12 protein-coding genes are annotated in these 17757 nt (G+C 55.4%); 7 read left to right on the top strand and 5 right to left on the bottom strand.

Translation table 11 applies throughout. The annotated features are described in order from the left end of the window. Positions 1 to 43 precede the first annotated feature (43 nt). Positions 44 to 304 carry a DUF2249 domain-containing protein gene (locus C5Y44_RS04785; protein ID WP_105323900.1) on the top strand — a complete coding sequence of 87 codons (261 nt, stop codon included), beginning with the start codon at positions 44 to 46 and terminating at the stop codon, positions 302 to 304. 84 nt (positions 305 to 388) lie between these two features. Here the strand turns inward: C5Y44_RS04785 and C5Y44_RS04780 are convergent, their stop codons facing one another. Next, a complete protein-coding gene (locus C5Y44_RS04780; RefSeq protein WP_105323899.1) occupies positions 389 to 3250 on the bottom strand; it encodes an FAD-binding and (Fe-S)-binding domain-containing protein in 2862 nt (953 codons plus the stop codon). A gap of 206 nt (positions 3251 to 3456) precedes the next feature. On the opposite strand from C5Y44_RS04780, the gene modA reads away from it, so the two are divergent. The 3 genes from modA to C5Y44_RS04765 all read left to right on the top strand — a co-directional run bounded on the left by modA (position 3457) and on the right by C5Y44_RS04765 (position 7456). Beyond that, positions 3457 to 4233 carry a molybdate ABC transporter substrate-binding protein gene (gene modA / locus C5Y44_RS04775; RefSeq protein ID WP_105323898.1) on the top strand — a complete coding sequence of 259 codons (777 nt, stop codon included), beginning with the start codon at positions 3457 to 3459 and terminating at the stop codon, positions 4231 to 4233. A gap of 6 nt (positions 4234 to 4239) precedes the next feature. Next, a complete protein-coding gene (locus C5Y44_RS04770; protein ID WP_105323897.1) occupies positions 4240 to 6171 on the top strand; it encodes an ATP-binding cassette domain-containing protein in 1932 nt (643 codons plus the stop codon). Between the two features lie 127 nt (positions 6172 to 6298). Further along, positions 6299 to 7456: an HNH endonuclease signature motif containing protein gene (locus C5Y44_RS04765; RefSeq protein ID WP_105323896.1), complete on the top strand. Its 1158-nt coding sequence runs from the start codon at positions 6299 to 6301 to the stop codon at positions 7454 to 7456. Between the two features lie 179 nt (positions 7457 to 7635). Here C5Y44_RS04765 and thrB read toward each other — a convergent pair whose 3' ends face one another. From thrB to argS, 4 genes are all read right to left on the bottom strand, one after another. Further along, positions 7636 to 8565: a homoserine kinase gene (gene thrB / locus C5Y44_RS04760; RefSeq protein ID WP_105323895.1), complete on the bottom strand. Its 930-nt coding sequence runs from the start codon at positions 8563 to 8565 to the stop codon at positions 7636 to 7638. A gap of 30 nt (positions 8566 to 8595) precedes the next feature. After that, positions 8596 to 9930 (bottom strand): homoserine dehydrogenase, encoded by a 1335-nt coding sequence (locus tag C5Y44_RS04755; protein ID WP_105323894.1) that lies wholly within the window; start codon positions 9928 to 9930, stop codon positions 8596 to 8598. A gap of 326 nt (positions 9931 to 10256) precedes the next feature. Then, the gene (gene lysA / locus C5Y44_RS04750) at positions 10257 to 11594 is read right to left on the bottom strand and encodes a diaminopimelate decarboxylase (protein WP_105323893.1); all 1338 of its coding nucleotides are present in this window, start codon (positions 11592 to 11594) and stop codon (positions 10257 to 10259) included. A gap of 5 nt (positions 11595 to 11599) precedes the next feature. Next, positions 11600 to 13252: an arginine--tRNA ligase gene (gene argS / locus C5Y44_RS04745; protein ID WP_105323892.1), complete on the bottom strand. Its 1653-nt coding sequence runs from the start codon at positions 13250 to 13252 to the stop codon at positions 11600 to 11602. A 319-nt stretch (positions 13253 to 13571) separates the two neighbouring features. Between argS and C5Y44_RS04740 the strand changes: the two genes are divergently transcribed. The 3 genes from C5Y44_RS04740 to C5Y44_RS04730 all read left to right on the top strand — a co-directional run bounded on the left by C5Y44_RS04740 (position 13572) and on the right by C5Y44_RS04730 (position 17755). Continuing rightward, the gene (locus C5Y44_RS04740; protein WP_105323891.1) at positions 13572 to 15242 is read left to right on the top strand and encodes an L-lactate permease; all 1671 of its coding nucleotides are present in this window, start codon (positions 13572 to 13574) and stop codon (positions 15240 to 15242) included. Between the two features lie 195 nt (positions 15243 to 15437). Next, on the top strand, positions 15438 to 16223 hold the full coding sequence (locus C5Y44_RS04735; protein ID WP_105323890.1) for a (Fe-S)-binding protein: 786 nt from the start codon (positions 15438 to 15440) through the stop codon (positions 16221 to 16223). Next, positions 16223 to 17755, top strand: a complete 1533-nt coding sequence (locus C5Y44_RS04730; protein ID WP_105323889.1) for a lactate utilization protein B — start codon at positions 16223 to 16225, stop codon at positions 17753 to 17755. Before C5Y44_RS04735 ends, C5Y44_RS04730 begins: the two co-directional genes overlap by 1 nt. Positions 17756 to 17757 lie beyond the last annotated feature (2 nt).

Raw genomic sequence — 17757 nt, 5'->3', positions numbered from 1 at the left:
GTAAAAAATACCCCGAGCAGAACGAGTAGAAAAGGCCACGCTCATGGAACTTAACCTCACTGAAGCCAACAAGGTCAAGGAAATCCCCACCCTGCAGGCAAACCTCATCCCACATGCCATTCGCCACGGCGCTATTCACGGCGCATTGAGCACCCGCCAGGTCGGAGAATCTTTAATCCTGGTTGCTCCGCACAATCCAGTGCCTTTGCTGCGCGAAGTCGAAGCCCGCGAGGAGAAGTTCGAATTGGAATACCTCAAGGAAGAACCACGCGAATACCACATCAAGTTCACCCGGGTTTCCTAATCTTCTCGGAAAACCCGAGAAGACCGCTAGGACTGCTAGGACTGCTAGAACCACTAGGCAAGAAGGGCGCGTTTGGCGCCCTTCCTACCGCGTAGCTATTTCCAGAAGTTCTAGCACGTGGCGATAAGGCTTGCCCGTTGCCCGCGTCATCCCCAGCTCACACGTGCGGTTTGAAGACACGTGATATTCCGAATCAATCCCTGCCACTTCAGCCGCTTCCCGCGCGGTGGCACTCGCGGTGAGCTCTGGGTGCAGCATGCCGCGGTCGCCGGCATAACCACAGCAACCCCAGCTATACGGAATGACTACCTCCTCAGCCGCTAAGTTAGCCACTTTTTCTATCGCTGGCATGAGAGCTAAATGCTGCGAGGAACAGGTCGGGTGAATAGTCACCGAATCCACCGGATGAGCCACGGTGAGCTGCTTCGCCAGATGTGAAGCAGTAAAAGCAATCGAGTCCAGCACGGTTATACCAGTATCTTCGAGCATCGCGATAAATCCTTCAGTACAACTTGATGCGTCGATGATGACGGGTAGTTTGCCGCCGCCGGTGGCATCGACAAGCACTGTGCGAACCCGCTGCTGCATAACCTCATGGCCTTTTGCCATGCCTTTCGATGTCCACGGCGTTCCACAGCACAATGAGTCGATGGCCTCCGGAATTGCTACCGCCACCCCGGCGCGCTTAAGCAGCGCGATGAAAGCCTGCGTGACACCCATCCCGCCTTTTTGCGGACCGAACATCGCGTTGACACAAGCCGGAACATAAATGGCCTGAACTTCGGCGTTCTTATCACCCACTATGCCGCCGAGTTTCGAGCGTCGATGACCACCGCCGGGCAATTCTGGCTGGTACTGCGGCATGGTTTCTGTACCGACGAGTTTCCGGCCTACGTCTGTTACTGCCTGAACCAGCGACGTGGGCAAACGGTGTGCTCCGCTCAAAGCAATGGATGCGCCCCGATTCACCGCGGACCAGCCCTGTGCTGCGCCTTTCCAGGCGGTTTGCTCAACCTTGTTGGCGTCCTCGCGGCGCAAACGCTTGATAAATTTGCCGGTGTCAATGCCCACAGGACACGCTCTCAGGCACATCGAGTCCACGGCACAGGTTTGCTTCCCCATGTACTCATAGTCTTTATCCAGCTCGGTGACCGTGATGAAGTCACCCTGGTGCTCCGCTTGGGCCCGCGCGCGTCGCACCACGATGCGCTGGCGTGGCGTCAGCGTCAAGTCCCTCGACGGACACACAGGTTCGCAGTAGCCGCACTCGACGCAGGTATCGATTTCTTCTTCCACGCTGGGGTTAAGCTTGATATTGCTAATATGCGCAGTGGGGTCTTCATCCAGGATGACACCGGGGTTTAGAATCCCGCGCGGGTCGATGGCCTTTTTCAGCTCCTGCATGACTTCATAGAGCTCATCGCCGTATTGGCGGCGGACAAAAGGTGCCATCGCGCGGCCGGTGCCATGCTCAGCTTTGAGGTTTCCTTCAGCACCCAAGATGAGATCCACCATGTCATCGGTGAAGTTGTTATAGCGCCCGAGGCTGTCTTCGCCTTCGAAGCGGTCGGTGAGCAGGAAGTGGATATTGCCGTCTTTTGCGTGGCCGAAAATGACTGCGTCGGCGTAGCCGTTGGCAGCGAAAAGCTCCTGCAAACCAGCACAGGTAGAAGCCAGACGCTCCACTGGGACGGCGACGTCTTCTAATAAGGCAGTTGTGCCGCTGGGACGTGCTTTGGCCACCTTGGCGTAGAGGCCTTTGCGAAACTGCCACGCGCTATTGCGATCGGCTGCGGCAGTAGAAAATGCCGAAGGTTTAAACATCTCTAGCTCACGCAGCAGCTTCTGCCCCGTGTGTTCACGCTCTGCGAGCTCTTCCGCGGTGTGCGCGTGGTACTCAATCAGCAGGGCTGCTTGAGCATCCACCTCGAAGCCGCGGATCGACGCTGGCGCATCATCAAAACCCTGGCCAACTTTGATAGATGCCGCGTCCATCAGCTCCAAGGTGGCAGCACCGGTATTTACGAGCTGTGGCAGCGCCGAGGTCGCGCTGTTGAGATCAGAAAACACCGCCACTGTCGTAGTCGCGAGCTTTGCCACCGGAATAGTTTCAAAGACTGCTTCTGCGACAAAAGCCAGCGTGCCTTCAGAACCCACAACGAGGTGTTCCAAAATCTTTGCGGGGCCTTCAAAATCCAGAAAGGAATTTAGCCCGTAGCCCATGGTGTTTTTAATAGCGAAGTGGCGGCGAATAATCGCCACGGATTCTGGATTCTCTTTCACGCGGCGTTGGAGCTGCATCAGCCTTTCGGCTAGCTGCGGTTCCTTGGCATAGAGCTGCGCATCGGCATCATCGGCGCCGGTATCAATAATCGTCCCAGAGGCCAGCACTAAAGTCAGTCCGCGCAGGGTTTGATAGGTGTTAAATTCCGTACCGCACGCCATGCCGGAAGAGTTATTGTTGACTACCCCGCCGATGGTCGCAGCCGATTCACTCGCCGGATCCGGGCCTAGCTTGCGCCCATACAGCGACAGCCGCGCGTTGACCTGGGAGACAGTGAGCCCAGGCCCCACCCGAATAATCCGTCCCTTGTCTTCGACCGTCATGGTGCGAAAGCCGCGGCGGACATCGACAAGCAAGCCCTCTCCGCTTGCTTGTCCCGACAACGAGGTGCCTCCCGAGCGAAAAGTAATGGGCAAATTATTCTCTGCCGCGATGCGGAAAGCATGCGCTACCTTGGCAACATCCGAAGCAACGATAACTGCTTTGGGCACGTGGTAATAATGCGAAGCATCACTGGCATAGGCCAGGCGGTCAATCAAACGCGTGCGCACATCATCGCCTGCGATTTCAGCGCGCAGGTTTTGCAGCGCCTGGTTGGGAACCTCTCCATGTGAGCAAGTGCCATCGTGGGCATGGGCCGGGTTTGAAAAAGCAGTAGTCATGGGGTCCTTCTTCAAGTAAATGCCGATGTCGCCGAATGCTGAAAACCACCAGCACAAGACTATGATCAATATTACTCAGTCCTGGCCTACTGACAATCAAGGTTGACCTAACTAAGCAGGCTATCTGCCCATTTAGCCAGGGGTGAACGTGCTAATCTGGTCTTGTTTCTAAACACGAATAATCCCGTTCAAATTGGAGATAAACGATGAAAAGCCGCGTGCTATCCGGACTCGCCCTCTTGTCGCTGACCGCAGCGCTGGTCGCCTGTTCAGATTCCTCGGATAACGCAAGCACCACAGAAGCCCTGGAAAATCGCGTGGAGCTGAATCTGCTCGCGGCATCATCCACTCGTGTCTTCAATGATGACCTGAAAAAGCAGGCCGCAGAGCTTGAGCCACCAGTTGGGTTGTTCATCAACAATGCAGGTTCTTCCACACTCGTTCAGCAGCTTGTCGATGGCGCACCGGGCGACGTATTGATCACCGCCGACGAAAAGAACATGAATGATGCGCAGGGAGCTGGCGTTGTCAACAATCCTGTTCAGCTGGCATCAAATGTCATGGTCATGGTGGTGCCTTCTGGCAACCCTGGCAACATCAACTCGATCGAAAACATCACCGATGAAAGCACCTTTGTGCTCTGTGACCCACAGGTACCATGTGGCACTGTCTCTGAGTCGATCATTGAATCTAAGGGTCTGGATGTCACCGCTGACTCCCTTGAGCACCAGGTAGCAGACGTGTTGGGCAAGGTTACCTCCGGTGAAGCAGATGCCGGTTGGGTCTACGCCACAGACGCGGCAGCTGCTGGTGACACCGTTGAGGTCATTGAGATTGAAGGCGCAGAGGAATTTACCAACGGTATTTTCGGCGCGGTTGTCTCTGAGTCTGAGAATCCAGAATCCGCACAGCAGTTGCTGGACCTGTTGGCTGATGACTTCGATAAGGTCTGGAAAGAATACGGCTTTACTCCAGAAGATTAATATCTCATGACTTCCTCCCTGCCTGGCCCGGCTTCATCCGCGGGCGTGGAAACATCCGCCCCGATTTCTTCACAGCTTAAGGCCGTTACGCACAAAGTACCGGCGCTTTTCATAGCGATTGGAATCATCGCCATTGCATATATCGTCTTTCCGGTTATTGCTTTGGCGCTGCGGGTGCCCTGGGAGGATTTCACAGCTATAGCTCAAGACCCCAGCACCATCGAGCTGCTCAAGACGACGTTATCTGCAGCAGCTTGGTCCACAGCAATAGCCACTCTCTTAGGAACCGCCCTCGCCCTGTGGTTGTCGCAGCTGCGCCGGGGTGCGGCGGCCGTGCGCCTTTTGGTCTATTTGCCGCTGGCTATGCCACCGGTGGTTTCTGGTCTGGCTTTGACGGCTTTTATCGGCCGTCGTGGCCTGCTCGCGCCGGTGCTGAATTTCTTTGGGTGGGAGTTCGCTTTCGCTTTTCCTGGGGTCGTTGCCGCGCATGTGTTTGTGACTTTGCCCTTTGTGGTGGTCGCGGTCGATTCAGCTTTGCGGCAGATTGATTCTGAAATCACGGCGTCTGCGCGTGGTGTCGGGATTGGCCAGTGGACCATTTTAGGCCGCATCACGCTACCGACAATCTTGCCGGCTATCATCACTGGCTTGGGCTTAGCTTTCGCTCGTTCACTCGGGGAATTCGGCACCACCATTACTTTCGCAGGGTCCATGCCGGGGGTCACCCGCACTCTGCCTTTGGGGATTTACTTAGAGCGCGAGGTCAGTGCTGAGAATGCGTATGCGCTGTCTGCGATTCTCATCGGCATCGCGGTGCTGAGCTTGGTGGTCGCAGGCTTACCGATGTTATTTACCCGCCCCGCTTCCCAACGCGCACATGTTTTGGACGACATGGACATCGATAATCTGCGAACTCTAACGCGTCCTGTAGGCGACAGCCCCGAAATTGCCGTGACGTCCAACGGCACGACCACGAGCTTTCCGGCGAATAAAACCACCGCGATTGTGGGGATGAATGGCTCTGGTAAAACTACGCTGGTGAGTTTGATTGCCGGGCGATTGACTTCAAGCAATTTTCAGCTGCATGACCACACCGAAGTGGTCTTGCTAACGCAAAATCCCGGGCTGCCGAAGATGGTCAGTGTCCACCAGGCGATCACGATGGTGACCAAAAATTCCGCCGTGACTGATGAACTTCTTCAAGCAGCGGGTCTTGCGCCTTTGCGTCACGTTCGTGTGTCCACGCTCTCCGGTGGTCAAGCTGCCCAAGTCGCTTTGGTGCGTGCCCTGGCAGCTAAACCGAAAGCGTTGATTTTAGATGAGCCACTAGCGGCTATCGATGTCGCTTCCGCTGCACGCTGGCGCCGCTTTTTGCACGCAACCTCCGCGGACCGCACCACGTTGATGATTACCCACAACGCACTGGACATCGCTGGGTTGTCTCACAACATGGTGGTATTAGAAGGCGGGCGCGTTATCGCATGTGGCCCCACCAGTGAGATTCTCAGCGTCCCACCGACTGCTTTTGTCGCAGATCTTGCCGGACTTAACCGCCTCAACGGCACGATCCAATCCGTCGATGCCAACGGGCACGCAGTGATCAATTCCCACAATCAAGACATCCACGGGGTTTTGGAAATCAGCCCTGGCGCGGACATTCAGGCCGCTGGTACTCAGGCCACAGCCGTATTTTCCCCACACGATGTGCAGCTGCACCTTGAGCCTTTAAACCAGGGAGCTGCTGGAAGCACAATTCGCGGCACCATCTACTCAGTTACGGCTGACTCCCTTACTCAGCTACGCGTGAGCGTGCGCGTAGGCAATGAGCTCATCACCGTGCCAGTGACGGCGTCCAGTGCCCTGCATGCCTCGCTAGATTCCTTAAAGGAAGTCGATTGCACTATTGACGCCTCTAAGGTTCGGGTATATCAGCACTAAGAGTACACGTCCTCTGGGCCTCGCCTGTGGATAACTTTGGCAGTTGCGTGACGCATCAACGTAGTTATCCACAGGTTTTTGAGCTTGCACTAGCGCGGACTTGCGTTCGCCTTTTAGTGTCGAAGTTATGAAAGGACAACGAATATTAAACCTCTTCACCACCAGCGGAGTAACCATCCTCCGCGACGTTCATGACTGTTCCCCGCATGACTTAGCCGGTGCCGTAATGTCGCTCAGCACCGCGCGAAAATACACCCGCCTAGCCACAGTATTCTTTGGCCCCGCTGATTCTCCCAAGGTGCAGCGCGACGCAGTCGCTCTTGCTGAGGCGAGACAGTTAAGCGTTGAGTACTTAGAAATGGTCAACAAACACGCGAAGAAGCTCACATCCCGCGGCGCCGCGTGGAAACTGCGTGCCGAACTCATCGCGCATGAAGGCACCCTGGACGAAGTTAATGAATTCGGCAAACTACGCGTCACTCAAGAAGGCGGCGACAAACCCAAACAACGCGGGGTGCGCGTAGGTCGAGCTATAGACGGTCTACGCACCATTAGCATTACCGATACCCAACGCCGTATTACTGACTTAGAAAAGACGCTTGATGCTGGCATCAAGCACGATGAGGACCAGCCCCGCTCCGAAGCTTTACTCGAGCCATTCTGGGACCTCGTCGAGGGCAACGGCACCGGCCTTATCAAACCTGAATACCGCACCGTTATTGCTATCGGTCTCGATGACTTCGCGAAAGTCTCCTGCGGTAAAGGCGACGAGGTCATCATCGGATTATCCGACGGCACCACCATGACCGGCGCAGAATTTATCAACGCTGCGATGGAAGGCGCTTTGGGCGACAAGCTCTACGTCGGGCTTTTCCACCCCACCGCCGGACCCGTCAATCTCTACGAGGCACGCTTCGCGTCCGACAAGCTCCGCACCCTCGCCATGGCAGAGAACCTAGTCTGTCCATGGCCGGACTGCAATGTGCCCGCCGATAGGTGCCAGGTGCACCACATCGATGCCCACAAGAACGGCGGGCATACGAAACCCTCAAACTTGACCATGTTGTGCAAATATCACAACGGCGTCAACGACGACGGTGACCCGGGTAAACCCGGGTCACAGAAAAGAAATAACAAGCGAGAAAAAGGGAAGCCGAGTCCGGGTAAACCCAAGCGCGGCAGGATGCGACGACACCGCGGCAAAGTCCGCCTGCACACCCCAGGCGGGAAGCTTGTGGGCAACACGCATGACTTGAGCAGCATGGGAGCGATGGACCTCATCTAACTGCCTCCTCGCCGAAAAGCGGCAATCACGCACACCCCGACGAGATATGCGGTCTGGTTGGGCAAATTGGCGATCCCTTTTTTAGTTTCTGGAAAAGCAGGAAAGCTCCCCTTCTTCAACGATTAATAATCTGAAGAACGGGAGCTTTGTCTATGTTGTGCCGCGTGGGTAGCTCGCGATTAAGCTTGCGTTACCTCAACGGTAACCGGACCGGCGACATCGAGTTCGATAACGCGTAGGCCTTGGGCACGGGCTTCGTCGAGAATTTCGGCATCGATAGGCTCGGTGTGTAAAACCATCACAGTCGGACCTGCACCGGAAAGATACGCTGCGTAACCGCGGTTGCGCAGGCGGTTAACCCACTCTGCAGTAACGGGCAGTACATCGGAGCGGTACGGCTGGTGCAAGCGGTCGCGGGTACCTTCCCACAGCAATTCTGGGTAGCTTTGCAAAGCCGCTACCTGCACTGCAGTTCGCGAGACGTTAAACGCTGCATCACCATGGGTGACGTGCGAAGGCAGCACGCGACGCACAGCTTGGGTCGAGGCGTGGAAATTCGGCACCAACGCGGTGGCGTGAATATCTTCGTGCACCTTAATCTGCGCAGCCTTGTATTGCGGTTGGGACCGGCCGTCGACTGGGATAGTCGTCCACGAGACAACTGCCTGGCCCAGAACAGATGCCGCCGCGTTGTCTGGGTGGCCCTCGAAGGCCGAAGACAGCTGCACGATCTGGTCCGTATCGAGTGGGAAGCCAGCCAAAGCATTGGCGGCTACTACCCCGGCAACTGCCGCAGAAGCCGAAGAGCCCAAACCACGAGATTGTGGAATGTTATTCGTGGAGACAATGCGCAGACCTGGCGCATCGACGTTCGCCGCATTCAGACCGGAGCGAATCGCCTTGACCACCAGGTGCGAGCCATCACGTGGCAGGTCTTCTTCGCCCTCGCCGAAGATCTCTACCTCAAGACCTGACGGGATGATCTCTACTTCGACAGTGTCATAGATAGATACTGCCATGCCTAAGGTGTCATAGCCTGGCCCCAGGTTCGCGGAAGAACCCGGGACGGAGACTACTACCTTGGTGCCTACTTCTAATTCAGTACTCATAATTGCACTATCTTAGCTGTGCTTGCCGCACTAGCTGTCAAGACGTAGGACAGAGTTAACTTCCTTGACTACATCGAGGGAAGTCAAGGTATCGACGATCTCGCGCAGCGCAGATTCACGCGCGGTGTGGGTAACCACGATAAGACGTGCATCTTCTTCAGAGCCTTCCTGGCGCACGGTGCGCAGGGAAACGCCTTGCTTAGCAAATTCAGAGGAAATAGCTGCGAGCACACCGGTGCGCTCATCGACCTGCATATCGATGTGGTAGCAGGTCAGGGCCTCTCCTGCATCGGCAAGCGGCAAATTAGCGTAAGTATTTTCTTCAGGAGCACGGCCACCGAAGACAATGTTGCGGCCAGCGCCAACAATATCGCCCACCACTGCCGATGCAGTTGGGTAGCCACCAGCACCATTGCCGTAGAACATCAAAGAACCTGCTGCTTCAGCCTCGACGAAAATAGCGTTATAAGACTCAGAGACAGTAGCCAATGGGTGTTCCTTAGGTACCAAAGTAGGGTGCACGCGAGCATTGACCGCTTCGGTACCGTCTTCACGGGTCAAACGCTCACAGATAGCCAAAAGCTTGATGGTGTAACCAGCTTGGTTTGCCGCCGCGATATCTTCCGAGGTGACATTAGAGATGCCCTCGCAGTAGACGTCTTCGAAGTTCACGCGGGTGTAAAAGCCCAGCGATGCCATAATTGCTGCCTTGGATGCAGCGTCGTGGCCTTCCACGTCAGCAGTTGGGTCGGCTTCGGCGTAGCCCAAACGGGTAGCTTCAGCCAAAGCGTCATCGTAGCTGGCGCCAGTGGACTCCATCGCATCCAAGATGAAGTTGGTGGTGCCGTTGACGATGCCAGAGATGCGCTGGATGTGATCGCCCGCCAGGGAACGGCGCAACATACCCACCACAGGGATTGCCGCAGCTACTGCTGCTTCGTAGTACAGGTCTACCCCAGCTTGGCTGGCTGCTTGAGCCAAGCTATCCGCGTGTGCAGCCACCAATGCCTTATTAGCCGTGACGACAGACTTGCCGGCGTTGAGCGCAGCAAGTACCAACTCACGCGGGTAATCGATACCGCCGATAACCTCAACAACCAAGTCAACATCATCACGGGCGATCAGGGCGCGCGCATCATCCGTGATCAGCTCTTCAGGAACGCCAGGGCGTTGCTTTGCAAGATCCGACACAGCGATGCCGCGTACCTCAACCGGTCCACCGATACGGTGCGTGTAATCATCGGCATGCTCGGTCAGGAGACGAAAGACTTCCGCGCCAACGGTGCCGAAGCCCAACAGTGCAACGCCTACTGGCTGCCCTTCACCTTTGCCGGTGCGGTTAAGTTCTTGGACGGTCGAAGACATGCGTACTCTCCAAAATTACGTGTAGTGGGTTTTATATTTCATTCCATGGCCATCATACAGAACGAGCGGTCTATTTCAGCCCTTGGACTGGACTAAAGGCGCATGTAGACCCGAGTAACTTCACCCCACAGTGGCGCCACCAGTATTAATAGGCCCAGCAGCACCCGAGCCCACCGCGAAATGAAGAGAATATAAGTCCAGCTAAAGCTGCTTTAGAATTGCTTATGTGCTTTTTCGACGTGAAAAACTGAATAAAATACCCCGCAGCTTGGGTAATGCTGCGGGGTATCGATCATCAGGCGATCGTCATGAGGTGGAGAAGATTCCTACTCCACTTCCAAGGAGAGCAAGTCATCTAGAGTCTCGCGGCGAAGCATTGGCTTAATCATGCCAGCGCGCACGGCAACTACTGCTGGGCGAACAGCTGCGTTGTACCGCGAGCCCATCGAATAGCTATAAGCGCCCGTTGCTGCGGTGGCGAGGAAGTCTCCTGCCTTGACATCGTTAGGCAGTTGGACGTTATCGATGAGGATGTCGCCCGATTCGCAGTGCGAGCCCACGATGCGCGTGGGGATTTCCTCACCATCGGTGAAGCGGTTGATAATCCGCGCATCATATTCGGCACCGTAGAGCGCGGGGCGGATGTTATCGCTCATGCCGCCATCGACAGCCACGTAGCGGCGCTGCGGGGTTTCTGCATCGCCAGTGGTGACGTCTTTAATAACACCTACTTCGTAGACGGTTACTGCTGCTGCACCAACCAATGCGCGGCCTGGTTCAACCAACACGGTGGGTGGAGTAATGCCTAGTTCTTCCGCGGTGCGTGCTACTGCCGACAGCAAGTCTTGCGATACAGCTTTGATATCCAATGGAGATTCATAGGCGGTATAAGGAATGCCGTAGCCGCCGCCGAGATCGATTTCTTGCAGCGTGTAGCCCAGCTCATTGTGGATTTGGCTGTACAGCCCCATGACGCGCTCGGCGGCAAGTTTGAAGCCTTCGGCATCAAATACCTGGGAGCCAACGTGGCAGTGAAGACCGACCAGCGTGAGGTTCTCAGCGCGCAAGCAGGCTTTAGCTGCTTCGAAGGCATCGCCGGTAGCTAGGGAGATACCGAATTTCTGATCTTCATGGCTGGTAGCAATGAACTCATGCGTATGGGCATCAACGCCCGGGGTCACGCGAATCAGCACTGGCTGCACGTGCTGCGCCTTGGCTGCCACGAGGTCGAGGAGCTGAAGTTCGTCGGCTGAGTCGATCACGACGTGGCCGACCTTGGCATCGACGCAAGCCTGTAAAAAGCGCGCGGACTTATTATTGCCGTGGACGGTAATGCGATCAGCTGGGAATTCTGCAGCTAAGGCGATCTGGAGCTCGCCTAACGATGCAACATCCAGCGCAAGTCCTTCTTCATTGACCCAACGGGCGATCCGCTTGGACAAAAATGCCTTAGATGCATAGTGCACGCGGTCTGCACCGCCGAAAGCATCTGCCATGTCGCGGCAGCGCGAACGGAAGTCGTCCTCATCAAAGACCATGACTGGGGTGCCAAACTCTTCAGCGATTTCTGAAAGCGGGACCCCGGCGATGGTTACTTCCCCATCTTCTTGGCGCTGGGCGTTACGTGGCCATACGTGTGCTGGTAGTTCATTGAAATCAGCCATAAAATTTACATCTTCTCCGGTGCTGAGACGCCCACCATGCCCAAAGCATTAGCGAGTACTTGGCGAGTAGCCTGCGCAAGCGCCAGACGAGCCGCGTGGATTGGTTCTGCCGCATCGCCTGCCTTAGGCAAAATCTGGCACTGGTCATAGAACTTGTGGAATACAGAAGCCAAGTCTTCAGCATAACGAGCCACACGGTGTGGCTCGCGCAGCTCTGCAGCTTCTGCGACAACAGCTGGGAATTCACCCAGGGTGCGAATCAAATCGCCCTCGCGCTCATGAGTCAGCAAAGCGAGGTCAGCAGCTTCAGAGGTCACGCCGATTTCTTCAGCCTTGCGCTGGATAGAGCACAAACGAGCGTGTCCGTACTGCACGTAGTAGACGGGGTTTTCCGAAGACTGTGCAGCCCACAGGCCAAGGTCGATGTCAATGGATTGATCCACAGAAGAACGAACCAAGGAGTAGCGCGCGCCATCAACACCGATGGCCTCCACAAGGTCATTCATGGTGATAACAGTGCCGGCACGCTTAGACATCTTGACAGCCTTACCATCGCGCAGGAGATTGACCATCTGGCCAATAAGTACTTCAACGGCTTCAGCGTTGTAGCCCAATGCCGCAGCCGCAGCCTTCAGACGTGGCACATAACCGTGGTGGTCTGCGCCCAGCATGTAAATATTGAGATTGTGGCCGCGGTCGAATTTATCAGCCACGTAGGCGATATCGCCGGCGATATAGGCAGCATTACCGTCAGATTTGATGACCACGCGGTCTTTGGAGTCACCGTAATCGGTGGACTTGAGCCACCACGCGCCTTCGGTTTCATACATCTGACCCGAAGACTTCAGCTGCTCCAGGGCCTTGTCGACGGCACCCGATTCAAAGAGCGAGTTCTCGTGGAAGTAGACGTCGAAGTCCACGCCGAAATCGTGCAAGTCTTGCTTAATCTGCGCGAACATCATCTCCACGCCAAGGGAACGGAAGTTTTCTTGAACTTCTTCTGCTGCGCCATCGAGCGCGCCTGGTTTTTGTTCCACGATAGCTGCGGCAATGTCATGGATGTACTGGCCGCCGTAGCCATCTTCTGGCGTGGGCTCGCCCTTGGCTGCAGCCACCAACGAACGCGCGAAGCGGTCAATCTGTCCGCCGTGATCATTGAAGTAGTACTCGCGGGTGACAGTTGCACCGGCCGCTTCAAAAATGCGCCCTAGTGAGTCGCCCACTGCTGCCCAGCGCGTGCCGCCCAGGTGGATAGGTCCGGTTGGGTTCGCGGAGACGAATTCTAAGTTAACCTTGACATCGGCCATGGCATCGCCATTGCCATAAGCGCTACCCGCCGCTGCAATCTGGGAAACAATTTCACCCTGTGCTGCTGCAGCCAGGCGAATATTCAAAAATCCAGGGCCTGCGATCTCAGCGACGTCGATAGCATCTGATTTCGCTAGAGCTTCAGCCAACCATTCTGCTAGCTCACGAGGGTTTACTCCAGCCTTTTTCGCGACCTGCAAAGCAACGTTGGTGGCGTAGTCGCCATGCTCAGGGTTACGCGGGCGTTCAACCGTTACGGCTTCCGGCAATACGGAGGTATCTAAATCGTGGCTTTCAAAGACCTGCACGGCAGTCTCTTTGAGCAAAAGGGATAAATCAGCTGGTGTCATAGCACCGTAGTTTATCGCACCACCCGCCGGACTACTCAAGTAAGTTCCCCGAAGACCCGCGCACGGGATTTAACCAATTGGTCCCAATGTCGGCACCGCTACTGGTTTAGGGGAAATACCAGGGGTCATGCACTCCTGATTGGGTAGGAAAAGATAACAATGTGTTAAACGCGGGGACGCTTCGGCAGCGTGTGAATATACCGCGAAGAGAAAAGGGAATCTTTGCTTCAAAATCTAAATATTGCCCCTGCAAAAGCGATAAAGTGTAGACGATCACATGTGATTATGGCTTTCGTCCTCCTGACTTAAGGAAAACACAATGGAGAGATTCGCAATCGATACCGCTGCCATCGGTGGCAGCCTAGGTCTAACTGCCTTGGTATCAACCATTCCCCTTTTAACCTTTTTCGTGATGCTGCTGGGTGTTAAAGCCCGCGCGCACACCTCTGGTGCAGTGGCGCTTTTAGCATCGATTCTCGTTGCACTGTTCGGCATGGGCATGCCAATCGATCTGGCGCTTTCATCCGCTGGCCGCGGTGCACTCTTTGGCTTCTTGCCAATTGTGTTCGTGATTGTCATGGCGATTTGGTTCTATGAAATCACTGTGGCTTCGGGACGCTTTGAAGATCTCCGCCGTACTTTCGACATCCTCGGTGAAGGCGATATCCGCATCCAAACCATTTTGATTGCTTTCTGTTTCGGTGGTCTGTTGGAAGCTTTGGCAGGTTTCGGTGCTCCGGTCGCGATTACCGCGACCATGATTTTGGCCCTGGGTGTACCGCCTCTGCGTGCGGCAACTGCCGTGCTGATTGCCAACACGGCACCTGTTGCCTTCGGTGCGGTCGCGATTCCAATTACCACTGCTGGTGAAGTGGGCGGGCGAACCGTTGAGCAGACAGAAAATATCGCTGCCATCGTTGGCCACCAAGCACCGTTTCTGGCATTCATCGTGCCTTTTATCATCTTGTTCGTCTTGGACGGGATGCGCGGCGTGAAAGAAGCTGCTCCTGCAGCTTTTGTCATCGGTTTGTCCTTCGCTATCGCGCAGTGGGCAGCATCGAACTTCTTCGCGTACCAGCTCACCGATGTCATCGCATGTATTGCCTCGCTCGGCGCCGCATTCTTGTTCCTGCGTGTGTGGAACCCCAAGGGAGTTCCCGAACTGCGCGAGCGCATGAATGTTGGTCCGCAGGAAGCTAATGATGAGCTTCCAGGTCGCCGCATTTGGATGGCTCTGATGCCTTATGCTGTTGTGACGATTATCTTCGGTCTGGCCAACTTAGGTTCCTGGCTGCCAGGGCTGTTGGCAAAGGTCACGGTCGCTTTCGACTGGCCGCTGCTCACCGGAACGATGGCAGATACTGATGGAGAAGTAATTGGTACTCGCTATTCCATTGCTGTTATCAGTAACCCCGGTTCCCTGCTGCTCATCGCTGGCCTTGTGGTCGCCATCATCTACAGCGTCTTCAATGACAACGGCGCTTACCCGCTCAAGGCGAAGCAAGTCTGGGGTGCGTTTACCGATACCGCATACCGCATGCGCTGGGCAGCACTGACCATCGTTTTGGTGCTGGCTTTGGCCTATGTCATGAACTACTCCGGCCAAACCGTCGCCATGGGTGAATACCTTGCTGCTCTCGGTGGCGTGTTCGCTATCCTGGCACCGCTGCTGGGCTGGATCGGCACCGCGGTCACTGGTTCGGATACGTCCGCCAACGCGCTCTTTTCTAAGCTGCAGGTCACCGCCGCTAATAACATCGGCATCAACCCCGACTTGCTGCTAGCGGCAAACACCGTGGGTGGTGTCACAGGCAAGATGATTTCCCCACAGTCGCTGGCGATTGCCGCCACGGCAGTAGAGATGGAAGGCGAAGAGTCGAAGATTTTCAAGGCCGTTGTCGGCTACTCCATTTTCTTCCTCATCCTTTTGTGCATCCTGGTATTCCTCCAGTCCAACGTCCTAAGCTTTATGGCTCCGGTGGTCGGATAGACAAACAGAATTACGCAACACTAGCCTTGCGGAATAACCGCAGGCCAGGGCAAGTTTACTTTCAATTAAACTCGCCCATTGTGCCGGAATTGCGAGTAGCATGAAAGGCACGATCCTTCGAAAGAAACTCGTTTTATCGCACGTACGCGGGACCCCATGCCGCGCGCACGAGTGAGGGACTAAAGGAGCAACACATTGCGTATCGCACTTTTCTCAACGTGTATCGGAGACTCCTTGTTTCCGGATGCACACAAAGCAACCGCGGTTATCCTCGCGCGTTTAGGACACGAAGTCGTCTTCCCCGAAGAACAAACATGTTGCGGGCAGATGCACATCAATACCGGCTACCAAAAAGCAGCCCTGGGCATGATTCGCACCTATAACGACGCCTTTGCGGATCCTTCCATTGACTATGTCGTCGCTGCCTCAGGTTCATGCGTCGGCGCAGTGCGCGAGCAGCACGTACGTCTTGCGGATCGGTTTGGCTCGGCTGCCGATGTCGACGGTTCCAAAAAAGCCTCGCAGAAGACCTTGGACCTGCCAGAATTTCTTGTCGATGTCGCAGGCGTTACCAACGTCGGAGCATTCTTCCCGCACAAAGTCACCTACCACTCCTCATGCCACGGCCTGCGTTTTCTTAAATTGGCCGACCGGCCTTATCAGCTCCTGCGGGAAGTGGAAGGCATCGACCTGGTCGAACTCGCCAATTCCGAAGAATGCTGCGGATTCGGTGGCACCTTTGCTATCAAAAACGCTGAGACCTCCCAAGCGATGGTCTCGGATAAAGTCCGCCACGTGAAAGAAACCGGTGCAGAATATGTCACCGGTGGTGACTCTTCCTGCTTGATGAATATCGGTGGCTCACTGTCACGCCAACAAGCCGGTGTTCGCGCTATCCACATGGCTGAAATCCTCGCGTCCACCAAAGAACATCCATGGACGCCAACTTCTGCCATTTACTCGAGGGAGAAGATGCTCTAATGGCTACTTTTCTTGACACCACTCCACCCCGCGCGCCAGAAGGTTATGGCAACCTCCGCGGCAAGAAAAGCTTCGTGCCGGCCGCACACGAAGGTCTGAACAACGCCACGCAGCGGCGCAACCTGCTGCATGCAACCACAACCATTCGCAACAAGCGCCAGCATGCGGTTGATGAAATTGATGATTGGCAAGATCTCCGCGATGCCGGCTCCGGCATTAAGGAAGATGTTGCGGCTCGTTTGCCTGAGCTTTTGGAACAGTTTGAGAAGTCAGTGACCGCACGCGGCGGCATTGTGCACTGGGCACGCGATGCCAAAGAGGCCAATGAAATCATCGCTGATTTGATTCGCGAAACCGGTGAAACCGAAGTCGTGAAGGTTAAGTCCATGGCCACGCAGGAAACTGCGTTGAATGAACACCTCGAAGAGGTCGGCATTCATGCCCAGGAAACTGACTTGGCAGAGCTTATTGTGCAGCTTGGCGATGATATGCCCTCGCACATCTTGGTGCCCGCCATTCACCGCAACCGTGCAGAGATTCGGGATATCTTCGTCAACAAGATGCCCAATACCGATGAGTCACTCTCCACGAATCCGCCAGAACTAGCAGAAGCGGCACGTCTTTTCTTGCGCGAGAAATTCATGAAGGCCAAGGTGGCTATCTCTGGCGCGAACTTTGGCATCGCTGAGACTGGCAATGTCTCGGTCGTGGAGTCAGAAGGTAACGGGCGCATGTGCTTAACGATGCCAGAGACGTTAATTACGCTCATGGGCATCGAAAAGCTGCTCCCGACCTTCCAAGACCTGGAAGTCTTTTTGCAACTACTGCCCCGCTCGTCGACAGCTGAGCGCATGAACCCTTATACCTCGATCTGGTCCGGTGTCACAGAAGGCGATGGTCCGCAAAATTTCCACATCGTGTTGTTGGATAATGGCCGTACCGCGGCGCTGTCGAGTGAGATTGGCTCGCAGGCGCTGAAGTGTATTCGTTGTTCTGCGTGCTTGAATGTCTGTCCTGTCTATGAACGCGCGGGTGGCCATGCTTATGGTTCGGTCTATCCAGGTCCGATTGGTATTGCGCTGACCCCGCAGCTGACGGGCATGAAAGATCATCACGATCCATCGGCAAGCCTGCCTTATGCCTGTTCTTTGTGTGGCCGCTGTGATGAAGTCTGCCCGGTGAAAATCCCGCTGTCCGATGTGATTTTGGAAAACCGCTACCAAAAGGTCACCCATGCAACCCCGCCGGTGGAATCCAAGCTATTCAAGGTAGTCGAACAAGCCTGGAAGCATCCTTTCTTGTGGAATCAAATCACGCGCATGGTCTTTGCAGGACGCATTTTGGGTGGCTTTAATGGGGTTATTGAATCCCTGCCGTTGTTTATGAGCGGCTGGTCAGAAGGTCGCAATACTGCAATTCCGCCGAAGAAGTCTTTCCGTCAATGGTTTGATACCGATGATGCGCAAGCCTTGTTGGCGGCTGCACGCGCTGAGGGTATTCCCCGCAACAACCTTGCCAAGGAAGGAAAATAGCC

Origin of the sequence: Corynebacterium sp. J010B-136 (assembly GCF_002967075.1) — a bacterium.
Taxonomy (GTDB): Bacteria; Actinomycetota; Actinomycetes; order Mycobacteriales; family Mycobacteriaceae; genus Corynebacterium.
This window is presented reverse-complemented; position numbering and strand designations above follow the sequence as displayed.